Below are 23888 nucleotides of genomic sequence, written 5' to 3'. Positions count from 1 at the left end.
CCTCATTTGGCGTCTTTATTGACCGTATTGAGCAGGAATTTACCGATCAGGTCTTCAAGTACCAACGACGACTGTGTGTCGTGGATTGTCGAGCCATCCTTGAGCAAGGCTGTTTCCCCGCCCACGCTGACACCGATGTACTTCTCGCCCAGCAGACCCGCAGTGAGGATAGATGCAGTGGAGTCGGTCGGCAGATTATCTACCTTCTTGTCCAGTTGCATCGTCACTCGACCGGTGAAGCTGTCGCGATCCAGATCGATTGCCGTGACCTTGCCGATGGTGACACCGGCCATGGTCACTTTAGCTCTGACAGTCAAACCGGCGATATTGTCGAAGTACGCGTAAAGTTTATAAGTGTCGGCGGTGGGGCTCGCCGAAAGACCACTGACTCGCAGGGCCAGCAACAATAAAGCCAGGATGCCAGCCAGCAAGAAAAGGCCGACACCGATTTCCACAGTGCGGTTTTGCATCAGAAATCTCCAAACATCAAGGCGGTCAAAATGAAGTCAAGGCCCAGTACCGCCAGCGAGGCGTACACAACGGTCTTGGTGGTGGCGCGACTGATCCCTTCTGAAGTGGGCTCACAGTCGTAGCCTTGGAATACGGCGATCCAGGTCACTACAAAGGCGAAGACGATGCTTTTTATGATGCCGTTGAGCACGTCGCCGCTGAAGGTCACGCTGTTCTGCATGTTGGCCCAGTAGGAACCGTCATAGACGCCCAGCCAGTCCACCGCCACCCACGAACCGCCCCAGATACCCACCACGCTGAAGATCATCGCCAGCAATGGCAGGGAAATGAAGCCGGCCCACAGGCGCGGGGCAACAATGTACTTGAGCGGGTCCACGCCGATCATTTCCAGGCTGGACAACTGCTCGGTGGACTTCATGTTGCCGATTTCAGCCGTCAGCGCCGAACCCGCACGCCCCGCGAACAGCAGCGCGGTAACCACCGGCCCGAGTTCACGCAGCAACGTCAGGGCAACCATCTGCCCTACCGCCTGCTCCGAACCGTAGCTGGAGAGGATATTGAAGCCCTGCAGCGCCAGCACCATGCCGATGAACACACCGGAGACCACGATGATCACCAGGGACATGACGCCCACGGCATGCAGTTGCTTGACCAGCAGGCCAAAGCCGCCACCGATGCCGCCGCGGCCGAGCAAGGCGTGGAACAGGAAAATCGTCGAGCGGCCCAGGACTTCGACAATGTCGATGCCGGAGCGACCGAAAAGGCGGACCTTTTCGATAAGAGATGTCTTGCGCATCAGCGCTTCCCCAGAAGATCTGAGCGGTAATCCGCTGCCGGAAAGTGAAAAGGCACCGGGCCATCGGGATCGCCGGTCATGAATTGGCGAATGCGCGGATTGTCTGCGTTCATCAGTTCTTCTGGCGTGCCCTGGCCCAGTACCTGGCCATCGCCAACTACATAGAGGTAATCGGCAATGCTCGCGGTTTCTGCAAGGTCGTGGGACACCACGATGCTGGTGATGCCGAGGGCGTCGTTGAGCAGGCGAATCAGGCGTACCAGCACCCCCATGGCGATCGGGTCCTGGCCGACGAAGGGCTCGTCGTACATGAGGATCTGCGGATCGAGGGCAATCGCGCGCGCCAGGGCGACCCGGCGCTTCATGCCGCCGGACAGTTCGTCGGGCATCAGGTCGATGGCACCGCGAAGGCCGACGGCCTGCAGCTTCAGCAACACGATGTCACGAATCATTTCGTCAGACAGCTGCGTATGCACCCGCAGCGGAAAGGCCACGTTCTCGAACACATCGAGGTCGGTGAACAGCGCGCCGCTCTGGAACAGCACCCCCATGTGCTTGCGCGCATCGAACAGATCGCTGCGCGACAGCGTCGGCAGATTCTGGCCGTTGACCCACACTTCGCCGGCGCTGGGACGCAATTGCATGCCCATCAGGCGCAACAGGGTGGTCTTGCCGCAACCGGAAGGCCCCATGATGCCCGTGACCTTGCCGCGGGGAATGCGAATATCGACGTTCTCAAAGATGCTGCGCGTCCCGCGCTTGAAGGTCAGTCCCTTCAGCTCGACCGCGTAGGCGTTATCGGCACTCATCTAAACTCCTTGGGATGCAGCCTCTCACTCAGACACCACGCTTGCGACAAACGTTTGCAACGATTGCGCAATTGATAGCCACATGGGCTGGGCGGACCGAACTGGCGGCGAACTATATCACTGCTGGTACAACGCGCCCAAGGCCGGAACTGCGCTTGTTCAGATTGGGGACAGCGAAAAAACGTTGCCGGCTGTGTTACTGAAGAAGGAATCTCAGGCATCAGGTGAATAAAGCCTGACGAACTTGCGTGAGGGAATCGATCATTACCGTTATAATCGCCGACTTTTCGTCAGGCTATACGATTTCAGACATGAGCCAATCCAGCGACCTTATTCAATCCGCACAACGCACCATCCGCCTAGAGCTTGAAGCCGTGGAAGGCTTGCTGGCGCATATCGACGCGGATTTCGTACGCGCTTGCGAGATGATTCTGGCCAGCAAGGGCCGCGTTGTCGTGGTCGGCATGGGCAAATCGGGTCACGTCGGCAACAAGATCGCCGCGACCCTGGCCAGCACCGGGACCACCGCATTTTTCGTGCACCCGGCCGAAGCCAGCCACGGCGACATGGGCATGATCACCAAGGATGACATCATCCTGGCACTGTCCAACTCCGGCACCACCAACGAAATCGTGACCCTGCTGCCGCTGATCAAGCGCCTCGGCATCCAGATGATCAGCATCACCGGCAACCCGGAGTCGACGCTGGCCAAGGCCGCCGAAGTGAACCTCAATGTTCACGTGGCCCATGAAGCCTGCCCGCTGAACCTGGCGCCGACCTCCTCCACCACCGCGGCCCTGGTGATGGGCGATGCGCTCGCCGTGGCATTGCTCGAAGCACGTGGTTTTACCGCGGAAGACTTCGCATTTTCCCACCCAGGCGGCGCCCTGGGCCGGCGCCTGCTGCTCAAAGTGGAAAACGTCATGCATTCGGGCGATGAATTGCCCCACGTCCCGCGCGGCACTCTGCTGAAGGACGCGCTGATGGAAATGACCCGCAAGGGCCTGGGCATGACGGTCATCCTGGAAGCCGACGGGCGCCTGGCCGGGGTCTTCACCGACGGCGACCTGCGCCGCACCCTGGACCGCACCATCGACATCCATACAGCGACCATCGATGCCGTGATGACACCCCATGGCAAGACCGCGCGCCCTGACATGCTGGCCGCCGAAGCCCTGAAGATCATGGAAGACCACAAGATTGGCGCACTGGTGGTGGTCAATGCCGACGACCGCCCGATCGGCGCCCTGAACATGCACGACTTGCTGCGTGCAGGAGTGATGTAAATGACCAGCGACCTGTTGCAACGCGGCAAAAACATCAAGCTCGCGATTTTCGACGTTGACGGCGTGCTGACCGATGGCCGCCTGTACTTCCTCGAAGACGGCAGCGAATTCAAGACGTTCAACACCCTCGACGGCCAAGGCATCAAGATGCTGATGGCAGCGGGCGTGCAAACCGCGATTATCAGCGGCAGAAAGACTCCCGTTGTGGAACGCCGCGCACAAAACCTGGGGATTCCTCACCTGTATCAGGGCCGCGAGGATAAACTGGTGGTCCTGGACGAGCTTCTTGGCCAACTCAACCTAAGCTATGAGCAGGTCGCCTACTTGGGCGATGACCTGCCTGACCTGCCGGTCATTCGCCGAGTGGGCCTGGGCATGGCCGTCGCCAATGCGGCGGCCTTTGTCCGCGAGCACGCCCATGGCATCACCACCGCGCGTGGTGGCGAAGGTGCCGCCCGCGAGTTCTGCGAGCTGATCCTGCGTGCCCAGGGCAGCCTTGAAGCGGCCCACGCCGCCTACTTATAGAGCGTTTTATGCTGAGTAAAAAGATTCGCAACTTCCTGCTATTCGGGGTCATCGCCGCGCTGTTCCTGGCGGTGGGCTACTGGAATATCAGCCCGGAGCGCTTTCTCGACCAGCCTGCTGCGCAGGTCGACGAAGGGGCTATCGACTACTACGCCATCAATGCCAAGAGCGTGCAGTTCCTGCCCGATGGCAAGGTGCAGTACGAGATGACGTCGGACAAGGTCGAGCATTTGAAGGCCACCGAAGTGACCCTGCTGACCAACCCGGACATGAACATCTACCGTGGCACCGAGTTTCCATGGCACGTCACCAGCAAGCGTGGCGAGGTCAACCCGGACGGCACCCAGGTAGAACTGATCGACTCGGTACGTGTTGCACGCACCGATGCGAAAAACCGCGACACCGTGATTACCAGCAGTCGCATGACCGTATTCCCGCAGAAGCAATATGCGCAGACCGAGCAAGACGTTAGAATCGACGGCGCTGGCGGTGTATCGACTGGCAAGGGAATGAAAGCGTATTTGAAAGAAAGCAGGATACACCTGCTATCGAACGTAAGAGGACAGTATGAGGCTCGTTAAAACTCTCCCTATTTTGCTCGGTCTGGGCGCAGCACTGGGAAGCGTGAGCGCCTGGGCTCTGCCGAACGATAGCCAGCAACCGATCCACATCTCGGCCGACGATGCGCAACTGGATGACAAGCAAGGCGTCGCCACCTACACCGGCGGCGTGATCATCACCCAAGGCTCGATGAAGATCACCGGCAACACGGTGACGCTGACTCGCACCCAATCCGGCGACATCGACGTGGTGACGTCAGTGGGCAACCTGGCTTACTTCGAACAGAAGCAGTCCGCGACCGATACCGGCCCGATGAAAGGCTATGGCAAGACCATCCAGTATCACGCCCAGCAGAATCGCATCGTGCTGATCGACCAGGCCAAGGTGCTCAGCCCTGACGGCAACTCCACGGAAGGTGAAAAAATCACCTATGACACCGTGAAGCAGGTCGCCAACGCCGGCCGCGCCACGGGCAGCAAGCTCAGCGCACCGCGTCCACGCATCGACATGGTTATCCAGCCGAAGAAGAAAGACGGCGCTGCCCAGCCTGCGCCTAAACCCGATGCGAAGAAGGCGAACTAATGGCAACCCTGAAAGCCCAGCATCTGGCCAAGGCTTATAAAAGCCGCCAGGTCGTGCGCGACGTCAGCCTGTCGATCGACAGCGGCCAGATCGTCGGCTTGCTCGGCCCCAACGGCGCCGGCAAGACTACCTGCTTCTACATGATCGTCGGCCTGGTCCAGGCGGACCAGGGTCGCGTCCTGATCGACGACCTCGACGTCAGCCACCAGCCGATGCACGGCCGCGCCCGTGCGGGCATTGGCTATCTTCCGCAAGAAGCGTCGATCTTCCGCAAGCTGTCGGTCTCCGACAACATCATGGCGATCCTCGAGACCCGCAAGGAACTCGACCGTGACGGCCGTCGCAAGGAGCTGGAAAGCCTGCTGCAGGAATTCCATATCAACCACATCCGCGACAACCTCGGCATGAGCCTGTCCGGTGGTGAGCGTCGCCGCGTGGAAATCGCCCGGGCGCTGGCCACTGCACCCAAGTTCATCCTGCTGGACGAACCGTTTGCCGGTGTCGACCCGATCTCGGTGGGTGATATCAAGCAGATCATCCACCACCTCAAGGCCAAGGGCATTGGCGTATTGATCACTGACCACAACGTCCGTGAGACCCTCGATATCTGCGAAACCGCGTATATCGTCAACGATGGCCAGCTGATCGCCGAAGGCGACTCCGCCACTATCCTGGCCAACGAACTGGTCAAGGAAGTGTACCTGGGTCACGAGTTCCGCCTGTAAGCCTGCCTGTTTGAAAAAGGCGGTGGCAGGCCGTTCGCCAAGGTGCGCGGGAGTCAATGAAAACCTCCGGATTTTTATTGTTACCGCGCTCTAGGCAAAGCCCCCGATATCAGGCATATAATTTGCTTATGTTTGGCGCTCACGCGCCCTGTCGTGGATGGCGCATTGCGCCGGCGAATAAGGTGTTAAGCCCCTGCCATGAAACCATCGCTAGTCCTGAGAATGGGCCAGCAGCTGACGATGACACCGCAGCTGCAACAGGCCATCCGCCTGCTCCAATTGTCGACCCTGGACCTGCAACAGGAAATCCAGGAGGCCCTGGAGTCCAATCCGATGCTCGAACGCCAGGAAGAAGGCGACGACTTCGATAATGCAGACCCGCTGGCCGACAACATCGAGCAAAAACCCAATTCCGACGTGCAGGAACCCTCCTACCAGGAAACCGCCCCAACGGTGGATAACCTTGAGGAAGGCGACTGGAACGAACGCATCCCCAACGAACTTCCCGTGGACACCGCCTGGGAAGACGTCTACCAGACCAGCGCCAGCAGCCTGCCCAGTAACGACGATGACGAATGGGACTTCACCACGCGCACCTCAGCCGGCGAGAGCCTGCAGAGCCATCTGCTGTGGCAACTGAACCTGGCGCCGATGTCGGACACCGATCGCCTGATCGCCGTGACCCTGATCGACTGCATCAATAACCAGGGTTATCTGGACGAAACGCTCGAAGAGATCCTCGAAGCCTTCGATCCGGAGCTGGATATCGAGCTGGACGAGATTGAAGCCGTCCTGCACCGCATCCAGCAGTTCGAGCCCGCCGGCATTGGCGCGCGCACCCTCAGTGAATGCCTGTTGCTGCAACTGCGCCAACTGCCAGCCAAGACCCCTTGGCTGGTCGAGGCCCAGCGCCTGGTGACCGACTATATCGACCTGCTCGGCAGCCGCGACTACAGCCAGCTGATGCGCCGCATGAAGCTCAAGGAAGACGACCTGCGCCAGGTCATCGAGCTGGTGCAGAGCCTCAACCCGCGTCCGGGCTCGCAGATCGAGTCCAGCGAAGCCGAATACGTGGTGCCTGACGTGATCGTGCGCAAGGACAACGAGCGCTGGCTGGTGGAGCTGAACCAGGAATCCGTGCCACGCCTGCGGGTCAACCCGCAATATGCCGGTTTTGTGCGCCGCGCCGACACCAGCGCCGACAACACCTTCATGCGCAACCAATTGCAGGAAGCGCGCTGGTTCATCAAGAGCCTGCAAAGCCGCAACGAAACCCTGATGAAAGTCGCCACCCAGATCGTCGAGCATCAGCGCGGCTTCCTGGAATATGGCGACGAAGCAATGAAACCGCTGGTCCTGCACGACATCGCCGAGGCGGTGGGCATGCACGAATCGACGATCTCGCGGGTGACCACGCAAAAATTCATGCATACCCCACGCGGTATATATGAGCTGAAATACTTTTTCTCCAGCCATGTCAGCACCTCTGAAGGCGGCGAATGCTCGTCCACGGCGATTCGCGCGATCATCAAAAAACTGGTTGCCGCGGAAAATCAGAAAAAGCCGTTGAGTGACAGCAAGATCGCTGGTTTACTGGAGGCACAAGGCATTCAGGTCGCCCGTCGAACCGTCGCCAAGTACCGCGAATCCCTTGGGATCGCGCCTTCCAGCGAGCGAAAGCGTTTGATGTGACGGGCGGGCCAAAGCGTTCCAGTGGCAGGCACCCCGGCCTGCCGCTTTATGCACTGGCAACGAAGGAGAAGCTGTATGCAAGTCAACATCAGTGGACACCAGCTGGAAGTCACCAAGCCCCTGCGTGAGTACACCGAGAGCAAGTTGAACAAACTTGCGGGGCATTTTGACAAGATCACCAACGTGCAGGTCATCATGGAGGTCGATAAGCTCAAGCAGAAAATCGAGGCCACCCTGCACGTACCGAATGCCAAGCTCGTCGCCAATGCGGAACATGAGGACATGTACGCGGCGATCGACTCGCTCTACGACAAGCTGGACCGCCAACTCATAAAGCATAAGGAAAAGAATCTGCACCTGATGCAAGGTACAGGTCGTTAACTCTCCCCCCATGATCCGACTTGAAACCATCCTGACCCCCGGCCGTTCCCTCGTGAACGTGCCGGGCGGCAGCAAAAAGAAAGCCCTCGAAGAAATTGCCAAACTGATCCATGGCCAAGTGCCTGAATTGGATGAGCAAGTTGTCTATGAGTCGCTGATCGCCCGTGAAAAACTGGGTTCGACCGGTTTTGGTAACGGCATCGCCATTCCACACTGCCGCCTGCAAGGCTGTGAAACACCTGTCAGCGCCTTGCTGCACATGGAAAAACCTATCGATTTCGACGCCATCGACGGCGCCCCGGTCGACCTGCTGTTTGTACTGCTGGTCCCACAGGCTGCCACCGATGCGCACCTGGAGCTGCTTCGGCAGATCGCCAGCATGCTCGACCGCAAGGAAGTACGCGACAAACTGCGCAGCGCTGCCACCAGTGAGGCGCTCTATCAGGTTGTCCTGGATGAACAAAACGGGCAGTAATCATGCGTTTGATCATCGTCAGCGGCCGCTCCGGCTCGGGTAAAAGCACCGCCCTCAATGTTCTTGAGGACAACGGTTTCTATTGCATCGACAACCTGCCCGCCGGCCTGCTGCCGGAATTGGCGGAACGTGCGTTGATCCACACCGAACTGGCGCAACCCCTGGTCGCTGTTTCGATTGACGCCCGCAACCTGCCCAGCCACCTTGAGCGCTTCCCGCAATTGCTCGAGGAAGTGCGCGCCAAACACATTCATTGCGATGTGCTGTACCTGGACGCCGACGAAGAGACGCTGCTCAAGCGCTTCTCCGAAACCCGCCGACGCCACCCGCTCAGCAGCCCTCATCGCTCGCTGGCTGAAGCCATCGAAGATGAGACCACGTTGCTGGGGCCGATCATCGACCTCGCCGACCTCAAGATCAACACCACCAGCCTCAACCTGTACCAGCTGCGCGATGCCATCAAGCTGCGCCTGCTGAATCAGCCGGAGCCTGGCACCGCATTTCTCGTGGAGTCTTTTGGCTTCAAGCGGGGCATGCCGGTGGACGCCGACCTCGTGTTCGATGTGCGTTGCCTGCCCAACCCCTATTGGAAACCGGAACTGCGTGATCAGTCCGGGCTGGATCAGCCGGTGGCCGATTACCTGGCAGCGCAGCCGGATGTGGAGGAGATGTTCCAGGACATCTCCAGCTACCTGCTCAAATGGCTGCCGCGCTTTGCCGCGAGCAACCGCGCCTATGTCACCATCGCCATCGGCTGCACCGGCGGCCACCACCGTTCCGTCTACCTGACCGAGCGCCTGGGCCAGGTGCTGCAACAAACCCTCAAGAACGTCCAGGTTCGCCACCGCGACCTTAGCTGAAAGGAACACCCCCGCGATGCCCGCTCTGGAAATTGAAATCATCAACAAGCTGGGCCTGCACGCCCGCGCCTCGGCCAAATTCGTCGGTGTTGCCGGGCAGTTTCCCTGTCAGATCCGCGCCGGGCGCACCCCGGAATCCATGGTCGACGGCAAGAGCATCATGGCCATGATGATGCTGGCTGCCGGCAAGGGCACCAAGATTCATCTGAAGACCGAAGGTGAGCAGGAAGACGAAGCAATGGCCGCACTGGTGGCATTGATCAATAACTTCTTCGACGAAGGCGAATAACCTTCCGTAGGAGCCCGGCTTGCCGGCGATAGCGTCCTTCAAGACCGCGACCGAGCGCCGGCGAGCCAGCTCTTAACAGGGAGCGGTTTACCCCAGGGCTGTATCCATCACCATCATCAAGCAGAACCCGATGCACAACCCCAGGCTGGCGAGCTTCTCATGACCATTGCGCCGCGACTCCGGGATCACTTCGTGGGTCACCACTAACAGCATCGCGCCAGCAGCCAGGGCCAGGCCCAACGGCAACAGCACCTCGGCCAAACTCACCAGCCATGCGCAAAGCACTGCAAATACCGGCTCCACCAAGCCTGACGCGGCTCCGATCAGGAAGGCCTTGACCCGCGACATCCCGGCCCCGGCCAATACCAACGCAATCACCAGCCCTTCGGGCACGTCCTGCAAGGCAATGCCCATGGCCAAGCTATCGGCGTCCGGCATGCCGCCGCCGGCGGAAACGCCCACCGCCATGCCTTCCGGAATGTTGTGGGCAATAATGGCAAACACGAACAGCCAGATGCGCGGCGGGATCACCGGGTTGTCCGGCGTGCCCACCAACATTTCCGGGCTTGCGCCGGAGACCTTGCGGTCAACCAGATACAACCCGAATGCACCCAGCATGATGCCGAAGCTGATCAAGCCACTGGCGCCCCAGGGCGAGAGCCCGAGGCCTTCAGCCGCGGCAATGCCCGGCACGATCAGCGAAAACGCCGTCGCCGCCAGCATTACCCCGGCGCCAAAGCCCAGCAATGTATCGCTCAACGCCACCGGCATGCGCCGAATCACCAACACCGGCACCGCGCCGAGTGCCGTGCCGAGTGCACAGATTGACCCGCCCTGCAGGGCGCGCAAGATACGCGGCTCCAGGTCCAGCCAGGCCAGCCCATGGGCCACCAACAATGCAGTACCTGCCAATAGCAGCAGCGAGCCAAACGCATAACGAAACATTCGTCCGCTGCTGATCGCCAGTGTTTGCGTGCCCATAGTCGGCCTTAGATCGGGTTATGAAGGGTGAAGATCAGGCCAGGGCGGCCTGATAGCGCGCGGCAACTTCCGGCCAGTTGATAACACTGTAGAAGGCATTGATGTATTCCGGGCGACGGTTCTGGTACAGCAGGTAGTAAGCGTGTTCCCAGACGTCCAGGCCCAGGATCGGCGTATTGCCGTTCATCAGCGGGCTGTCCTGGTTACCACTGCTTTCCACCACCAGGGTCTTTTGCGGTGTCACGCTCAGCCAGGCCCAGCCACTGCCGAAACGCGTCAACGCGGCTTTGGTGAACGCCTCCTTGAAGCTGTCGAAACCGCCCAGTTGCTCGTCGATGGCCTTGCCCAGAGCGCCTTCTGGCTTGCCGCCGCCCTTGGGCGACATCACTGCCCAGAACAACGAGTGGTTGGCGTGGCCACCGCCTTGGTTGATGACCGCCGCACGCAGTTTTTCCGGCAGTTGTTGCACGCTGGAGACCAGTTTCTCTACCGGCCAGCCGGCGAACTCAGTGCCCTCGACCGCAGCATTGAGGTTATTGATGTAGGTCTGGTGGTGCTTGGTGTAGTGAATCTCCATGGTTTGCGCATCGATATGCGGTTCCAGGGCATCGTAGGCGTAAGGCAAGGCAGGCAAGGTGTAGGACATTTCAATGTGCTCCGTAATAAGGACTGTTGCGAGTCGACGCATCCGAGGGCGCCGCCGTGCTGCCCAGCAGCCGATGAGTACGCGGGTACTCGCCGTGGTCGCTGATGAAATTCAACAGCTCAACGTAGGTCTTGCTGCTCTGGCGCAGGGCCGCTTCACGCAATTGCGGGCTCAGGCGCGGGTCCTGCATGGTCTGCAAGAGGCGCTGGTGGATGGCGCAAAGGTATTCGGCGCTCTCCTCCGGCTGGTTCAGGCGCAGGTGCAGGTCCGCCAGGTTGTGATGGGAAATGACGCAAGCCGCCACCGCTTCGTCGGCATCCGCCCAGCGCTCGAACAACACCTGAGCCAGGGCCAGGGCCTGCAGATAGGCCTCGCGAGCGTCTACCAGCTCGCCCTGCATAAAGCAGCGATTGGCCCGTTCGATCGTGCGTTTCCAATGCTCCATGGTGAGCCTCCAAAGCAGTGTCGGTGATTACACGCCGCCGGCCGTGAGCTTTTCCGGGTCCAGCAGGACCTCCAGTTGGCTGCGCGGCAAGTCGGTGTGCTCGAGGGCGACATCAATCACCGGGCGGCCTTGCTGATAGGCCTTCTTGGCGATTTCAGCGGCCTTTTGGTAACCAATGATCGGGTTGAGTGCGGTGACCAGGATCGGGTTGCGCGAGAGCGCTTCCTTGAGCTTGGCCTCGTTGACCTTGAAGCTGGCGATGGCCTTGTCCGCCAACAGGCGACTGGAATTGGCCAGCAGCTCCAGGCTGCCGAGCAGGTTCTGCGCGATGATCGGCAACATCACGTTCAGCTCGAAATTGCCCGACTGGCCGGCGATGGTGATCACACTGTCGTTGCCGATCACCTGCGCGGCGACCATCGCAGTCGCTTCCGGGATCACCGGATTGACCTTGCCGGGCATGATCGACGAGCCAGGCTGCAGGCCCTCCAATTCGATTTCACCGAGGCCGGCGAGCGGGCCGGAGTTCATCCAGCGCAGGTCATTGGCGATTTTCATCAGCGAGACGGCAACGGCTTTCAACTGGCCCGAGACGGCGACGGCGGTGTCCTGGGAGCCAATCAACGCGAACAGGTTCTTGCCCGGGGTGAACTTCACGCCGGTCAGGCTGCTCAGTTGCTGGCTGAAGCGCGCAGCAAATTCCGGGTGCGCATTGATCCCCGTGCCCACCGCCGTACCGCCCTGGGCCAGAGCCTGCAGGCTCGGCAGCAGGTCCTGCAAATGACCGATATTGGCCTTGAGCTGCTGCGCCCAACCGTTGAGCACCTGGCTCATGCGCACGGGCATGGCGTCCATCAGGTGAGTACGGCCAGTCTTGATGAACGGATGGACTTCTTCGGCCTTCTGCTCAATCACCTGTACCAGGTGCAGCAGTGCCGGCAGCGTTTGCTCGTGCAGCACCAGCGCGGCGCTGACGTGGATCGTGGTCGGGATGATGTCGTTGCTGCTTTGCCCGCAGTTGACGTGATCATTGGGATTGACCGCTTCGCCGAGCAAACGGCTGGCGAGGGTCGCGATCACTTCGTTGGCGTTCATGTTGGAGCTGGTGCCGGAGCCGGTCTGGAAGATGTCCACCGGGAAGTGCTGCATGAAATCGCCTTCGAGCAAGCCCTGGGCGGCATCGACGATGGCCTTGCCCTGCCCTTCGCTGATTTGCTTGAGGTCGACGTTGACCTTGGCGGCCGCGGTCTTGGCCAGGATCAGGGCGCGGATGAACTGCGCCGGCATGCGCTGATGGCTGATCGGAAAGTTGTTCACCGCGCGCTGGGTTTGCGCACCGTACAAGGCCTCGGCCGGCACCTGCAGTTCGCCCATGCTGTCGCGTTCGATACGGGTGTTACTCATCGTTAGATCCTTGCACCAGGTCGGAGTGAGAAATAGACGGCAGCAATTCGCAGGTCGCCAATTGCCAGGCAAAGGTCTGCCAGCGCTTGAGGCGGCAGGCACAGCGGGAGAGTTTTTCCAGGTCGCGCAGCGGGCGCCAGGCTTGGTCCAGGCACAGGGAACGCCAGTGCCAGGGCAAGGCGATATCGCTGGCGGTGTCGATCAGCAGCCGGAACGACGTTTCAGCGATCGTCCACGGATGGGTGGCCGTGCAACAGGCCAGGTATCGACCTTCGTTGAGGTAATGTTCGATCAGGCGAGGTTCATTCGGATCCAGGCCACAGCGAATCTGACGACTCATCCAGCGCCAGCTCTCCAGGTACGGATCCTCATGCAGGACAGAACTCATGATCGACACTCATTCGGTAATGATATTTATTATTAAATGATATTGAGAATCAACGCAATGGCGGCGGAGTAATCCACCTGTCAGGCAGGCATAAAAAAAGCGCGCTATCCGTGGGATAACGCGCTTTGGTTGAACCTCGCTACGGTCAGCTGCCGGCGACGGTCATCCGTTCGATCAATACCGAACCCGTGCGAATGTTGCTGCGCAGTTCCAGATCATTGCCGACCGCCACGATCTGCTTGAACATGTCGCGCATATTGCCGGCAATGGTGACTTCCTGGACGGCAAATTGAATCTCGCCGTTTTCGACCCAGAACCCCGCCGCACCGCGCGAATAATCCCCGGTGACCATGTTCAGGCCCTGTCCCATCAACTCGGTCACCAGCAGGCCACGGCCCATGCGCCGCAACAACGCCGCCTGATCTTCGTCGCCGTGGGTGACGAACAGGTTGTGTACGCCACCGGAGTTTGCAGTGCTCGGCAGGCCGAGTTTGCGGCCCGAGTAGGTGCCCAACACGTAGGACACCAACTCACCTTTCTCGACGAACGGCTTGGCATAAGTCGCCAGGCCATCGCCGTCGAACGCCGAACTGCCCATGGCCCGCATCAAGTGCGGACGTTCGTCGATGGTCAGCCACTCCGGAAACAGCTGCTGGCCGATCGCGCCTTCCAGGAACGATGATTTACGGTACAGGTTGCCACCGGAAATCGCCCCCAGGAAACTGCCGAACAAGCCGCCGGCCAGCTCCGCGGAAAACAGCACTGGCACTTCGCACGTCGGCACCGGGCGCGCGCCCAGGCGGCTCGCGGCACGTTGTGCAGCGCGCTGGCCAATACTGGCAGGATCCGCCAACAAATCGCCCTGGCGGTTCACGTCGTACCAGTAGTCACGCTGCATCTGGCCATTGGCCTCGGCGATCATCACGCAGCTCAAGCTGTGTCGAGTGGATGCATAACCGCCGATAAAACCATGGCTGTTGCCATACACGCGGCAGCCCTGATGGGTGCTCAACGTGGTGCCATCAGCGTTCTTGATGCGGGCATCAGCGTCGAACGCCGCCGCCTCACAGGTCAGTGCCTGCTCGATGGCTTGCTCGGGGGTGATGTCCCAGGCATGGAACAGATCGAAGTCCTTCAGGTCCTTGGCCATCAGCGCTTTATCGGCCAGGCCCGAGCTTTCATCCTCGGAGGTGTGCTTGGCGATTGCCAAAGCGGCGGCCACGGTTTCGCGAATCGCCTCCGGGCCACTCGCCGAAGTGCTGGCCGAACCCTTGCGCTGGCCCACGTACAAGGTGATGCCAAAGCCCTGGTCACGGTTGAATTCGACGGTTTCGACTTCCCGCTGGCGTACCGAGGTCGACAGCCCCTGCTCCAGCGACACCGCAACTTCACAGGCGCTGGCCCCCTGGCGCTTGGCCTCGGCAAGGATCTGCTCGACTTGTTCCTGCAGTGCCGGTAACGCTTGCGGACCGACGCTTTGGGCTGCACTCATGGTTTTCTCCACTCAAATTCTGCTTTCGGTTAAGGCCATCGAGCGACCGGGCCGGACAAGCGGCCCCCGACTGGTTATCATGGCGGCGTTTCTTTGCGGACTGCCACCATGGTTGATTCTTACGACGACTCCCTCGATGGGGAGAAAAGCAAATCCCAGGTCAAACGTGAGCTGCATGCTCTGGTTGACCTCGGCGAGCGCCTTACAACGCTCAAGCCGGACTTGATTGCAAAACTGCCACTGACCGACGAAATGCGCCGGGCCCTGGCGGATGCGCCCAAGCACACCGCGAATATCGCGCGTAAACGGCACATCTCGTTTATCGGCAAACTGATGCGCGACCAGGACACTGACGCCATTCTGACCTTGCTCGATCAACTCGATGCCTCCACTCGCCAGTACAACGAACGTTTCCATAACCTGGAACGTTGGCGTGACCGCCTGATCTCGGGCGATGACGCAGTACTGGAGAAGTTTGTAGTGGATTATCCGGACGCGGACCGCCAGCAACTGCGCTCCCTGATTCGTCAGGCCCAGCACGAACTGGCGCAAAACAAGGCTCCGGCCACCAGCCGTAAAATCTTCAAGTACATCCGTGAGCTGGACGAGACTCAACGCGGCCTGCGTTGATCCTCTTCCCCGGGTGGCGACCTTCGCCACCCGGCGCTTCACGGCTTACGACCCCGTGCCACCCACGGTGATCGCATCAATCTTCAGCGTTGGCTGGCCGACACCCACCGGCACCGACTGCCCATCTTTCCCGCACGTGCCCACGCCGCTGTCCAGCGCCAGGTCGTTGCCGACCATCGACACCTTGCTCATGGCTTCCGGGCCGTTGCCAATCAACGTTGCCCCCTTGACCGGCGCCGTAATCTTGCCGTCTTCGATCAGGTACGCCTCGCTGGTGGAGAACACGAACTTGCCACTGGTGATATCCACCTGGCCGCCACCGAGGTTGGCGCAGTAGATACCGCGTTTAACCGAGGCGATGATTTCCGCCGGATCGCTTTCGCCACCGAGCATGTAGGTGTTGGTCATGCGCGGCATTGGCAGGTGCGCATAGGACTCGCGACGGCCGTTACCGGTGCGCGCCACGCCCATCAGGCGGGCGTTGAGCTTGTCTTGCATGTAGCCCTTGAGCACGCCGTTTTCGATCAGGGTGGTGCACTCGGTCGGAGTGCCTTCGTCGTCGACACTCAGCGAGCCACGGCGACCGGCCAGGGTGCCGTCATCGACAATCGTGCACAGCTTGGACGCGACCATCTCGCCCATGCGCCCGCTGTAGGCGGAGCTGCCCTTGCGGTTGAAGTCGCCTTCCAGGCCATGGCCGACCGCTTCGTGCAGCAACACACCGGACCAGCCCGACCCCAGCACCACCGGCAACGTGCCGGCCGGTGCCGGAATCGCCTCCAGATTGACCAGCGCCTGGCGCAGCGCCTCGCGGGCATACCCCATGGCGCGGTCATCGGTGAGGAAATATCGGTAGTCGGTACGCCCGCCGCCGCCATGGCCGCCGCGCTCGCGACGGCCGTTCTGCTCGACGATCACACTGACATTGAACCGCACCAGCGGGCGCACATCCGCCGCCAGGCCGCCGTCGGTGGAGGCCACCAGGATGCGCTCCCACACACCGGCCATGCTCACGGTGACTTGCTGGATACGCGGGTCGAGGGCGCGGGTGGCCGCATCGATACGCTTGAGCAAATCGACTTTTTCCGCGCGGCTGATCACTTCCAGGGGGTTATCCGGCGCATACAATTGCGCCACATCCTGGGTGCTGAACGCCTGCACCGTGCCGTTCTGGCCGGCGCGGGAAATCGAACGCGCAGCACGCGCGGCCAGGCCGAGGGCCTCCAGGGTGATTGCGTTGCTGTAGGCGAAGCCGGTTTTCTCACCGGACTGCGCACGTACGCCCACGCCTTGGTCGAGGTTGAAACTGCCTTCCTTGACGATGCCATCTTCAAGCGCCCAGGACTCGGAAATCTGCCCCTGGAAATACAGGTCGGCGGCGTCGATGCCGGGTCCGGCCAGATCGCCGAGCACGGTTTGCAGACTTTCGATGGTCACGCCACCGGGTGCCAGGAGGTGTTCACTGACTGAGGACAACAACTCGCTCATAGGTTTGGCCTTAAATTCATCGTTCTGAAGCAGGTCGCTGCGCGCCCTGCGAGAAAAAGCGCCGATGGTTGACCACCGGCATGCGCGCCCGTATCGACGCCTGTTCACTGCTGTCGCGTGCGGCCAGCAACACCGCTTCGCCTTGATCCTGTTGTGTCAGCACTCGCCCCCACGGGTCGACGATCGCCGCGTGGCCGTAAGTTTCCCGAGGGCCCGGATGTACGCCCCCCTGGGCTGCCGCCAGCAAGTAGCACTGGGTCTCGATGGCGCGTGCGCGAATCAGCACGTCCCAGTGCGCGGCGCCGGTCACTGCGGTGAAGGCCGAGGGCGCCGTAATCAATTCAGCCCCCGCCGCACGCAACTCGCTGTACAACTCCGGGAAGCGCAGGTCGTAGCACACAGTCAGGCCCAACCGGCCCACCGGCGTATCCGCCACCACCACGTTGCCACCGAAAGCATAGTCGTCGGATTCGCGATAACGACCCCGGGCATCCGCCACATCCACATCGAACAGGTGCAACTTGTCGTAGCGGGCAACGATCTCGCCCTGATCATCGATCAGCAGCGAGCAGGCATTGACCTTGGCATCCGGATGGTCCCTGGGCGGCAACGGCACAGTGCCGGCCACTATCCATAAGGTGAGGTCGCGGGCGGTCTGTTTCAACCATGGCAGGATCGGGCCTTCACCCAATGCCTCGGCGCGACCGATAGCGGCCACGTCGCGGCGGCCCATGGCGGCAAAGTTTTCCGGCAATACCGCCAGCTTCGCACCGCCTGCCGCCGCTTGCTCCAGCAAACGCCGGGCCTGGGCGAGATTGGCCAGCACATCACTCTGGCTGACCATTTGAATTACCGCAAAGGACATGGGCCGCTACTCCATAGAAGGCATGCGGCCATGCTACTCCACAGGCTCTCAGTTTGGTTTTTCAAATGGCTTGTCGAAGGTGATTTTTGGATCCTTCCACGGGCCTTCCACCTTGTATTGAACGCTGGCAAAGCGCGCCACACGGTCGCCGATCAGCTTGTCGATCAGGAACAACGCGCCGCCAATGGCCGGCGCCCCCACGATCAGCGCAGCAATCGGCAGGTTATTGGTGACGGGCAGGGTCACCAGCAACTTGGCGTCGACCCGATCGGCCACCAGGTCCAGGGTGCCGTTGAGCTCCAGGTTGGTCGACGGCCCGGTCATGGTGATGGGCTCACGGGTCACGAACACGCCATTGCTGGCGGCCAACAAGCCTTTGACCCGGTCATAGCTCAGGCCTTTGCCGAGCAGGTCGGAGAAGTCCAGGCGCAAACGGCGGCCGATGGAGTTGAAGTTAAGCAGGCCGAACACCCGCAGCGCCTGGGCGCCGCCTTCCACTTCAACGAACTGGCCGGTGCGGAAAGCCGCGTCCAGGCTGCCGGAGAAACGCTTCGGCCCGACATAAGCCGGCGAACCGGGCCAGCGACCGTCCACATCCAGGTGAAAGTCCTTGCTGGTGACCGTCGGCGCGTAGCCCCAGCCCTTGAGCACATCACCGATGTTCTTGCCATCCAGGCGGCCCTTGTACCAGCTGCCGCTGGCTCCCGGCGCACCTTCCCAGCCACCGGCGCCCTTGAGCTGCATGCCCTTGAGCCCCAGGTCCAGGTTGTTGAAGGCCAGGCCCTTGGCGGTCGGACGAATTTTCAGTGACCACGCCCCGACAAGGTCGGGCCCTTGGAACAGTTGATCAATCGCGATATCCAGGGCCGGAATGTCCTTGGGGTCGACGTCGGCCAATGGGTCCGGGGCGTTCTCGTCGGCCTGCACCGTCGGGTCCACCGCCGGCAGTTTCACGTATTGCAGGTTGACCGCAATCGGAGCGCCCTTGGCGTCCGGCAGGTTCACCGTGCCTTTGGCTTGCTGGCTGTCGAGCTGCAGGCCCCAAGCGGCAGGCTTGCGGTCCAGTTGCAGGATGACCTGATCAAACTGGGTGCCAAAGCCGGTCAGTTTGCCCACCTTGAAGTCTGCGCCGCTGAGCAATTGCTTGGCGCTGCCGCCCGGGTCCTTGCCCGCATAGCGGTCGACCAGTTTTTTCCACGGGTCGATATCCAACTCGGAGAGCACACCGCGAATCCGCAGGCCCTTGCCTGCGGGCAGCACCGCATCGCCATCGCCGAGGAACAACTCGCCGCGCCCGTCATTGAATTTTTCCGGCGGCGCGGCAAAGGTAAAGTTCGCCAACTCGCCATAGTCAAACCAGTAGCGCCGCTCGGCACCCTGCAAGGTCATGCGGAACGTGCTGTCGCGGCCCTGGCTGGCCGGCATGCCGAACGGGGCCGGCAGGTCCACCACCACGCCCTTGAGGTTGGAACTGACCATCAACTGGCTGTCGGCGCCGTCCAGGTTGACCTGCAGCTGGTACGGGATATCCCCGGATACCGGCAATGGCTGGCTGATTTTCAGCCAATCGGTCAGCCGCTTGACCGTGACCTGCCCCTTGGCCGTCACACGGGTGCTGATACTACCCGGCTTGCCATCGGCGAAAATCTGCGCGGTGATCGGCCGGTCGAACGCCTGCGCCGTGATGTTCTGGCCGCTCAGGCCCTTGGCACTGTCAAAACGGAAATCGCCCTTGAGCTGGGTCAGGTCCAGGGTCGGCTCAGCCAATTGCAGGCGCGCCTTGTCGGTCTGGAAATCCACCACGATCTTGGGCTCGGTGCCCTTGGCCAATGGAATATCCAGGTCGAGCTTGCCTTTCAGGTCGCCCTCGCCTTTCCAGCCGGCAAAGGTCGATGCCGTACCGATCGGAGCTTCCTGCAGGATCTTCAGGCCATCGCCAAGCCCGCCGGCAAATTCGCCGGTGAGCAACAGGTGGCTGTCCTTGCCCTCAGGCGCGTGCGGAATATTGACGTAGACGTCCTTGACCTTGGTGTCGAGCAGTTGGCCCTTGCTGGCCAGGATGCGCACCCCGCTCTCTTCGACGAACACTTCGCCCTTGACCTTGCTCACATGCGGCCAGCCAGGCTGGAACGCCAGCTCGGCGTCGTGCACCTTGAAGAACAGGCTGATGTTGCGTGAAGCCGGCAATGCGTCGTGGTTCAGCGAACCCTGGTACTGGAAGAAACCCTGGTCGACCGCGCCCTTGAGAATCGCCGTGCGCAGCCATTCGTCCAGGGCCGGGCTCAGCACCGCGGGCAAATACTTGGGGGTGAAACGCCCATCGCCGTCGACCATGCCGACCCGCAGGTCCATGTAGTCTTCCTGGGTATGGTCGAAATGCAGGCGAATCAGGAAATCCGCCGCGATCTTGCCCTCCTCACCCAGCACCTTGATATACGGGGCGATCAGGGTGAAACCCTGCTTGTCGAGTTTCCAAGTCAGGCGTGCATTGGCCTGGAGGTATTGCCAGGGCTTGGCGAAAATCGGGTCGAGGTGCAGGGAAAAGTCCTTGCTGTCCATGCGCAGCTCGCCATGGCCCAAGTCACCGCTGATGCTGCCGGACACGTTGCGCGCAGCCGGCGCGCCGAAGTACGCATCAAAACCCACACGTTCGAGATTGGCGGCGAAGCTGACCTTCTGGTCGGTGCTGTCCTGGGGACGGAAATCCACCAGCACATTACGCAGCAAGCCGGTGGCCTTGAGGTGTTCGATAGTCTTGGCGAAGCCTTCGGGCAGCGGCGCCAGGGCATTCAACAGTGGGGTGATCGGCGTGAGGTCCAGGCGGTCAGCCTGCAGCTTCCAGACCTCCTGCGCCGTGTCGGTGGGCAGGCTTTGCTGCAGCTGCAGGCGCGACTCCCAGCGGGTGTCCCCCAGGTTCATGGCCAGCGAGTCGAACAACACCTTGAGACCGCTCTCGCTGCGTTGCACGTACGCTGTCAACGCGAGGTTTTCGATATGCACGGGCTTGCGGTCGGCGTAGCTGCCCTTCACCTGTGGCGAGTTAAGGCGCACCACCGCGCTCTGCACGGTGCGCTGGCCCCAGCTCAACCAGAATTCGCCGCCGGCCTTGAATTGGGTGAGTTTCCACTGCTGGGTCAGCCGGGCCGGAATCCACTTGGCCCAGTCGCTTTGTGGCAGGCTCAGGTAGGCATCGACGGCACCGTCTTTCCACTGGCTCGCGCGAATGCGACTGCGCAGGCTCAGGGCCAGCGGCTGGCCGTCGGGCAGTGTCAGGCGGGCATCCAGGCGCTGGCGTGTGGCACCCGTGTGCAGGCTCAGACCTACGTACGTCAGGGTCAGCGGTGCCTGGCCGTACGGCTGCAACGTGACCTGGCTGTCGAGCAAAGACACGCGCTTGACCCTTTGCATGCGCGTGAGCACCTGCTCCGGGTCCAATGGCTGGTCATCCTGCACCGGCAAGCCTTGCAAGGCCCAATGGCCGTCCTTGTCTTCCTTGACGCTCAATTGCAGGCCACTGACTTCCAGATGGGCAATGCGCACTTCGCGCGCCATCAGGCTGGCCCAGAGGTCCGGCACCACTTCGACCTGGTCCAGGCGCAAGGCACTGCTGCCCTCGCCGACCATCACGTCATGGGCCAGCAGCACCGGCGCAAAACCGCTCCAACGCCCTTCGAGGCTGCCGATCTGCAGCGGCATGTCCACCGCGGCCTGGGCCTTGGCTTCAATTTCTGCGCGGTATTCAGCCACCAACGGGGTCAATTCACGACCCAGGCTCACGTACACCGCCGCCAACACCAGCAGCAAAGCGCACAGGCCCAGGCCCCAACGGGTCAAAGCGGCAAAAAAGCGTATCAGACGCTCCATGTCAGGCGACCCTCAAGGCAGTAGACGGACAGCAGATCAAGGTCTGCAGGTCTCGTAAAAAGAAAACGATTGGGGATCAGAGCAGCACCACGTCGTATTGTTCCTGGGAATACATGGTTTCAACCTGGAAGCGGATCGTGCGCCCGATAAAACCTTCCAGTTCTGCCACGTTGCCGGACTCCTCGTCGAGCAACCGGTCGACCACTTTCTGGTTGGCGAGCACTCTATAGCCTTCGGCCTGGTAGGCACGCGCCTCCCGTAGGATTTCGCGGAAAATCTCGTAGCAAACCGTTTCCGGGGTCTTTAACTTGCCGCGCCCCTGGCAACTGCTGCAAGGCTCGCACAGCACTTGCTCCAGGCTTTCGCGCGTGCGTTTGCGGGTCATCTGCACCAGGCCCAGCTCGGTAATGCCGATGATGTTGGTCTTGGCGTGATCGCGTTCCAGCTGTTTCTCCAGGGTGCGCAACACCTGGCGCTGGTGCTCTTCGTCCTCCATGTCGATGAAGTCGATGATGATGATGCCGCCCAGGTTGCGCAGGCGCAGTTGACGGGCAATCGCGGTGGCCGCTTCGAGGTTGGTCTTGAAGATGGTTTCTTCGAGGTTGCGGTGACCGACAAACGCCCCGGTGTTGACGTCGATGGTGGTCATGGCTTCCGCCGGGTCCACCACCAGGTAGCCGCCCGACTTGAGCGGGACCTTGCGCTCCAGGGCTTTCTGGATTTCGTCTTCGACGCCATACAGGTCGAAGATCGGCCGCTCGCCCGGGTAATGCTCCAGGCGGTCGGCAATTTCCGGCATCAATTCGGCAACAAATTGCGTGGTTCGCTGGAAGGTTTCCCGCGAGTCGATGCGAATTTTCTCGATCTTCGGGCTGACCAGGTCGCGCAAGGTCCGCAGGGCCAGACCGAGGTCTTCGTAGATAACGCTCGGCGCACCGATGGTCTTGATCTGCGCGCCGATCTGGTCCCACAGGCGCCGCAGGTAGCGGATATCCATGAGGATTTCATCGGCACCGGCGCCTTCGGCAGCCGTGCGCAGGATAAAACCGCCGGCTTCCTTGATACCTTCGGCCGCCACACAGTCGCTGACCACCTTTTTCAGGCGCTCGCGCTCGGCTTCGTCTTCGATCTTCAGGGAAATGCCGACATGCGCGGTACGCGGCATGTACACCAGGTAGCGCGACGGGATCGACAGCTGGGTTGTCAGCCGTGCGCCCTTGGAGCCGATGGGGTCCTTGGTGACTTGCACCACCAGGCTCTGCCCTTCGTGCACCAGGGCGCTGATGCTTTCGACTGCCGGGCCCTCGCGCAGGGAAATTTCCGAGGCGTGGATAAACGCAGCACGGTCCAGGCCGATGTCGACGAATGCGGCCTGCATCCCCGGCAGTACTCGCACCACCTTGCCTTTGTAGATATTGCCGACGATCCCGCGCTTCTGGGTGCGCTCGACGTGCACTTCTTGCAGAACACCGTTCTCTACCACCGCCACGCGCGATTCCATCGGCGTGATATTGATCAGAATCTCTTCACTCATGGCTGGGTCTCGTTCAGGCATTTTCACAATAGTGACCGATCGCTTAAGGCTGGGCGCGCAATTAAAGGCGTTCAGCGCGCGGTAAGGTGTTGCCAACAGGGTATGCCGAATTCGGCGAGCAGTTGCGCGGTTTCGCACACCGGCAGGCCCACCACGGCGGAATAACTGCCATTGAGACCGGCAACGAACACCGAACCCAGGCCCTGGATAGCATAGCCGCCCGCTTTGTCCTGGGGTTCGCCACTGTGCCAGTAGGTTGTAGCCTCTTCGACAGAAATCCCGCGAAACCGTACGCGACTGCTTACACAGTGGGTTTCGCAGCGCTGGCCGTCAGTCAGGGCAATGGCGGTCAGCACTTCATGCTCACGCCCCGCCAGGGCCATCAGCATCGCCAGCGCGTCGGCCTGGTCTACCGGCTTGCCGAGGATCTTGCCGTCCACAATCACGGCGGTGTCGGCGCCCAGCACACAAGCGCCGGTGGTGTGTTCAAGCGCAGCAAAACCCGCCGCTGCCTTGCCGCGAGCAAGACGCTCGACGTAGGCAACGGCGGTTTCGTTGGTAAGAGGGGTTTCATCAATGGCGGCGCTGACCACGGTGAAAGGCACACCGATCTGGGTCAGCAGTTCACGCCGCCGCGGGGAGCCCGAGGCCAGGTAAAGCGAATTCATTGCAGACTCTCCCTGTAGAGTTCGATAACCA

At 61.1% G+C, this 23888-nt stretch carries 25 protein-coding genes; 11 read left to right on the top strand and 14 right to left on the bottom strand.

What is annotated here, in order from left to right:
- Positions 1–2 precede the first annotated feature (2 nt).
- From mlaD to AC07OJ_RS23840, 3 genes are read right to left on the bottom strand one after another with little or no spacing between them, the layout of a single operon-like run.
- On the bottom strand, positions 3–470 hold the full coding sequence (gene mlaD, locus AC07OJ_RS23850; protein WP_003171814.1) for an outer membrane lipid asymmetry maintenance protein MlaD: 468 nt from the start codon (positions 468–470) through the stop codon (positions 3–5).
- Complete coding sequence (gene mlaE, locus AC07OJ_RS23845) at positions 470–1267, bottom strand: lipid asymmetry maintenance ABC transporter permease subunit MlaE (protein ID WP_060754952.1); 798 nt, start codon at positions 1265–1267, stop codon at positions 470–472. The genes mlaD and mlaE overlap by 1 nt, the downstream gene beginning before the upstream one ends.
- Positions 1267–2076 (bottom strand): ATP-binding cassette domain-containing protein, encoded by an 810-nt coding sequence (locus AC07OJ_RS23840; RefSeq protein ID WP_065900728.1) that lies wholly within the window; start codon positions 2074–2076, stop codon positions 1267–1269. Before AC07OJ_RS23840 ends, mlaE begins: the two co-directional genes overlap by 1 nt.
- Positions 2077–2387: 311 nt before the next feature.
- Here AC07OJ_RS23840 and AC07OJ_RS23835 point away from each other — a divergent pair, with 311 nt between their 5' ends.
- The 10 genes from AC07OJ_RS23835 to AC07OJ_RS23790 all read left to right on the top strand — a co-directional run bounded on the left by AC07OJ_RS23835 (position 2388) and on the right by AC07OJ_RS23790 (position 9452).
- A complete protein-coding gene (locus AC07OJ_RS23835) occupies positions 2388–3362 on the top strand; it encodes a KpsF/GutQ family sugar-phosphate isomerase (RefSeq protein ID WP_065900727.1) in 975 nt (324 codons plus the stop codon).
- Positions 3363–3887, top strand: coding sequence for a KdsC family phosphatase (locus AC07OJ_RS23830; protein ID WP_034118123.1), 525 nt, complete (start codon positions 3363–3365; stop codon positions 3885–3887).
- Between the two features lie 8 nt (positions 3888–3895).
- On the top strand, positions 3896–4468 hold the full coding sequence (gene lptC / locus AC07OJ_RS23825) for an LPS export ABC transporter periplasmic protein LptC (protein ID WP_065900725.1): 573 nt from the start codon (positions 3896–3898) through the stop codon (positions 4466–4468).
- Positions 4455–5030 (top strand): lipopolysaccharide transport periplasmic protein LptA, encoded by a 576-nt coding sequence (gene lptA / locus AC07OJ_RS23820; protein ID WP_106805144.1) that lies wholly within the window; start codon positions 4455–4457, stop codon positions 5028–5030. Before lptC ends, lptA begins: the two co-directional genes overlap by 14 nt.
- A complete protein-coding gene (gene lptB / locus AC07OJ_RS23815) occupies positions 5030–5755 on the top strand; it encodes an LPS export ABC transporter ATP-binding protein (protein ID WP_016974288.1) in 726 nt (241 codons plus the stop codon). The genes lptA and lptB overlap by 1 nt, the downstream gene beginning before the upstream one ends.
- Before the next feature lie 198 nt (positions 5756–5953).
- Positions 5954–7447: an RNA polymerase factor sigma-54 gene (locus AC07OJ_RS23810; protein ID WP_065900722.1), complete on the top strand. Its 1494-nt coding sequence runs from the start codon at positions 5954–5956 to the stop codon at positions 7445–7447.
- A 75-nt stretch (positions 7448–7522) separates the two neighbouring features.
- Positions 7523–7828 carry a ribosome hibernation-promoting factor, HPF/YfiA family gene (hpf, locus tag AC07OJ_RS23805; RefSeq protein WP_003171804.1) on the top strand — a complete coding sequence of 102 codons (306 nt, stop codon included), beginning with the start codon at positions 7523–7525 and terminating at the stop codon, positions 7826–7828.
- 10 nt (positions 7829–7838) lie between these two features.
- Positions 7839–8303, top strand: coding sequence for a PTS IIA-like nitrogen regulatory protein PtsN (gene ptsN / locus AC07OJ_RS23800; RefSeq protein WP_065900720.1), 465 nt, complete (start codon positions 7839–7841; stop codon positions 8301–8303).
- A 2-nt stretch (positions 8304–8305) separates the two neighbouring features.
- Complete coding sequence (gene rapZ, locus AC07OJ_RS23795; protein WP_025856309.1) at positions 8306–9163, top strand: RNase adapter RapZ; 858 nt, start codon at positions 8306–8308, stop codon at positions 9161–9163.
- 16 nt (positions 9164–9179) lie between these two features.
- Complete coding sequence (locus AC07OJ_RS23790; RefSeq protein WP_016974292.1) at positions 9180–9452, top strand: HPr family phosphocarrier protein; 273 nt, start codon at positions 9180–9182, stop codon at positions 9450–9452.
- Between the two features lie 87 nt (positions 9453–9539).
- On the opposite strand, the gene AC07OJ_RS23785 is transcribed toward AC07OJ_RS23790, so the two are convergent.
- From AC07OJ_RS23785 to pmbA, 6 genes are all read right to left on the bottom strand, one after another.
- A complete protein-coding gene (locus tag AC07OJ_RS23785; protein ID WP_065900716.1) occupies positions 9540–10433 on the bottom strand; it encodes a ZIP family metal transporter in 894 nt (297 codons plus the stop codon).
- Between the two features lie 34 nt (positions 10434–10467).
- Positions 10468–11079 (bottom strand): superoxide dismutase, encoded by a 612-nt coding sequence (locus tag AC07OJ_RS23780; RefSeq protein ID WP_065900714.1) that lies wholly within the window; start codon positions 11077–11079, stop codon positions 10468–10470.
- 1 nt (position 11080) lies between these two features.
- A complete protein-coding gene (locus AC07OJ_RS23775) occupies positions 11081–11524 on the bottom strand; it encodes a DUF2753 family protein (RefSeq protein WP_065900711.1) in 444 nt (147 codons plus the stop codon).
- A gap of 27 nt (positions 11525–11551) precedes the next feature.
- Complete coding sequence (locus AC07OJ_RS23770; protein ID WP_106805146.1) at positions 11552–12928, bottom strand: class II fumarate hydratase; 1377 nt, start codon at positions 12926–12928, stop codon at positions 11552–11554.
- Entirely contained in the window at positions 12921–13316 is a 396-nt protein-coding gene (locus tag AC07OJ_RS23765) for a FagA protein (protein WP_065900706.1), read from the bottom strand. The genes AC07OJ_RS23770 and AC07OJ_RS23765 overlap by 8 nt, the downstream gene beginning before the upstream one ends.
- Before the next feature lie 145 nt (positions 13317–13461).
- On the bottom strand, positions 13462–14808 hold the full coding sequence (gene pmbA, locus AC07OJ_RS23760; RefSeq protein WP_065900704.1) for a metalloprotease PmbA: 1347 nt from the start codon (positions 14806–14808) through the stop codon (positions 13462–13464).
- 108 nt (positions 14809–14916) lie between these two features.
- On the opposite strand from pmbA, the gene yjgA reads away from it, so the two are divergent.
- Positions 14917–15438, top strand: coding sequence for a ribosome biogenesis factor YjgA (gene yjgA / locus AC07OJ_RS23755; RefSeq protein WP_065900703.1), 522 nt, complete (start codon positions 14917–14919; stop codon positions 15436–15438).
- A 45-nt stretch (positions 15439–15483) separates the two neighbouring features.
- On the opposite strand, the gene tldD is transcribed toward yjgA, so the two are convergent.
- From tldD to AC07OJ_RS23730, 5 genes are all read right to left on the bottom strand, one after another.
- Positions 15484–16926 (bottom strand): metalloprotease TldD, encoded by a 1443-nt coding sequence (gene tldD / locus AC07OJ_RS23750; protein ID WP_065900701.1) that lies wholly within the window; start codon positions 16924–16926, stop codon positions 15484–15486.
- 16 nt (positions 16927–16942) lie between these two features.
- Complete coding sequence (locus AC07OJ_RS23745; protein ID WP_106805147.1) at positions 16943–17791, bottom strand: carbon-nitrogen hydrolase family protein; 849 nt, start codon at positions 17789–17791, stop codon at positions 16943–16945.
- A 48-nt stretch (positions 17792–17839) separates the two neighbouring features.
- A complete protein-coding gene (locus AC07OJ_RS23740) occupies positions 17840–21655 on the bottom strand; it encodes a YhdP family protein (protein WP_495095309.1) in 3816 nt (1271 codons plus the stop codon).
- A 76-nt stretch (positions 21656–21731) separates the two neighbouring features.
- Positions 21732–23189, bottom strand: coding sequence for a ribonuclease G (gene rng / locus AC07OJ_RS23735; protein ID WP_010213134.1), 1458 nt, complete (start codon positions 23187–23189; stop codon positions 21732–21734).
- Positions 23190–23260: 71 nt separating this feature from the next.
- Entirely contained in the window at positions 23261–23857 is a 597-nt protein-coding gene (locus tag AC07OJ_RS23730; RefSeq protein ID WP_495095308.1) for a Maf family protein, read from the bottom strand.
- Positions 23858–23888 lie beyond the last annotated feature (31 nt).

It is taken from the genome of Pseudomonas sp. GW821-FHT09C08, from assembly GCF_059418125.1.
Note: the sequence above shows the minus strand (reverse complement) of the source record. Positions and strands in the feature narration are given on the sequence as shown.

Coding starts and splice junctions, on each gene's coding strand:
- lptB (WP_016974288.1), top strand. CDS start 5,030: ATGGCAACCCTGAAAGCCCAGCATCTGGCCAAGGCTTATAAAAGCCGC.
- lptC (WP_065900725.1), top strand. CDS start 3,896: ATGCTGAGTAAAAAGATTCGCAACTTCCTGCTATTCGGGGTCATCGCC.
- hpf (WP_003171804.1), top strand. CDS start 7,523: ATGCAAGTCAACATCAGTGGACACCAGCTGGAAGTCACCAAGCCCCTG.
- AC07OJ_RS23810 (WP_065900722.1), top strand. CDS start 5,954: ATGAAACCATCGCTAGTCCTGAGAATGGGCCAGCAGCTGACGATGACA.
- AC07OJ_RS23730 (WP_495095308.1), bottom strand. CDS start 23,857: ATGAATTCGCTTTACCTGGCCTCGGGCTCCCCGCGGCGGCGTGAACTG.
- AC07OJ_RS23835 (WP_065900727.1), top strand. CDS start 2,388: ATGAGCCAATCCAGCGACCTTATTCAATCCGCACAACGCACCATCCGC.
- mlaE (WP_060754952.1), bottom strand. CDS start 1,267: ATGCGCAAGACATCTCTTATCGAAAAGGTCCGCCTTTTCGGTCGCTCC.
- AC07OJ_RS23830 (WP_034118123.1), top strand. CDS start 3,363: ATGACCAGCGACCTGTTGCAACGCGGCAAAAACATCAAGCTCGCGATT.
- lptA (WP_106805144.1), top strand. CDS start 4,455: ATGAGGCTCGTTAAAACTCTCCCTATTTTGCTCGGTCTGGGCGCAGCA.
- AC07OJ_RS23840 (WP_065900728.1), bottom strand. CDS start 2,076: ATGAGTGCCGATAACGCCTACGCGGTCGAGCTGAAGGGACTGACCTTC.
- AC07OJ_RS23775 (WP_065900711.1), bottom strand. CDS start 11,524: ATGGAGCATTGGAAACGCACGATCGAACGGGCCAATCGCTGCTTTATG.
- AC07OJ_RS23765 (WP_065900706.1), bottom strand. CDS start 13,316: ATGAGTTCTGTCCTGCATGAGGATCCGTACCTGGAGAGCTGGCGCTGG.
- rng (WP_010213134.1), bottom strand. CDS start 23,189: ATGAGTGAAGAGATTCTGATCAATATCACGCCGATGGAATCGCGCGTG.
- AC07OJ_RS23790 (WP_016974292.1), top strand. CDS start 9,180: ATGCCCGCTCTGGAAATTGAAATCATCAACAAGCTGGGCCTGCACGCC.
- AC07OJ_RS23785 (WP_065900716.1), bottom strand. CDS start 10,433: ATGGGCACGCAAACACTGGCGATCAGCAGCGGACGAATGTTTCGTTAT.
- AC07OJ_RS23770 (WP_106805146.1), bottom strand. CDS start 12,928: ATGAGTAACACCCGTATCGAACGCGACAGCATGGGCGAACTGCAGGTG.
- tldD (WP_065900701.1), bottom strand. CDS start 16,926: ATGAGCGAGTTGTTGTCCTCAGTCAGTGAACACCTCCTGGCACCCGGT.
- pmbA (WP_065900704.1), bottom strand. CDS start 14,808: ATGAGTGCAGCCCAAAGCGTCGGTCCGCAAGCGTTACCGGCACTGCAG.
- AC07OJ_RS23745 (WP_106805147.1), bottom strand. CDS start 17,791: ATGTCCTTTGCGGTAATTCAAATGGTCAGCCAGAGTGATGTGCTGGCC.
- mlaD (WP_003171814.1), bottom strand. CDS start 470: ATGCAAAACCGCACTGTGGAAATCGGTGTCGGCCTTTTCTTGCTGGCT.
- AC07OJ_RS23780 (WP_065900714.1), bottom strand. CDS start 11,079: ATGTCCTACACCTTGCCTGCCTTGCCTTACGCCTACGATGCCCTGGAA.
- yjgA (WP_065900703.1), top strand. CDS start 14,917: ATGGTTGATTCTTACGACGACTCCCTCGATGGGGAGAAAAGCAAATCC.
- AC07OJ_RS23740 (WP_495095309.1), bottom strand. CDS start 21,655: ATGGAGCGTCTGATACGCTTTTTTGCCGCTTTGACCCGTTGGGGCCTG.
- ptsN (WP_065900720.1), top strand. CDS start 7,839: ATGATCCGACTTGAAACCATCCTGACCCCCGGCCGTTCCCTCGTGAAC.
- rapZ (WP_025856309.1), top strand. CDS start 8,306: ATGCGTTTGATCATCGTCAGCGGCCGCTCCGGCTCGGGTAAAAGCACC.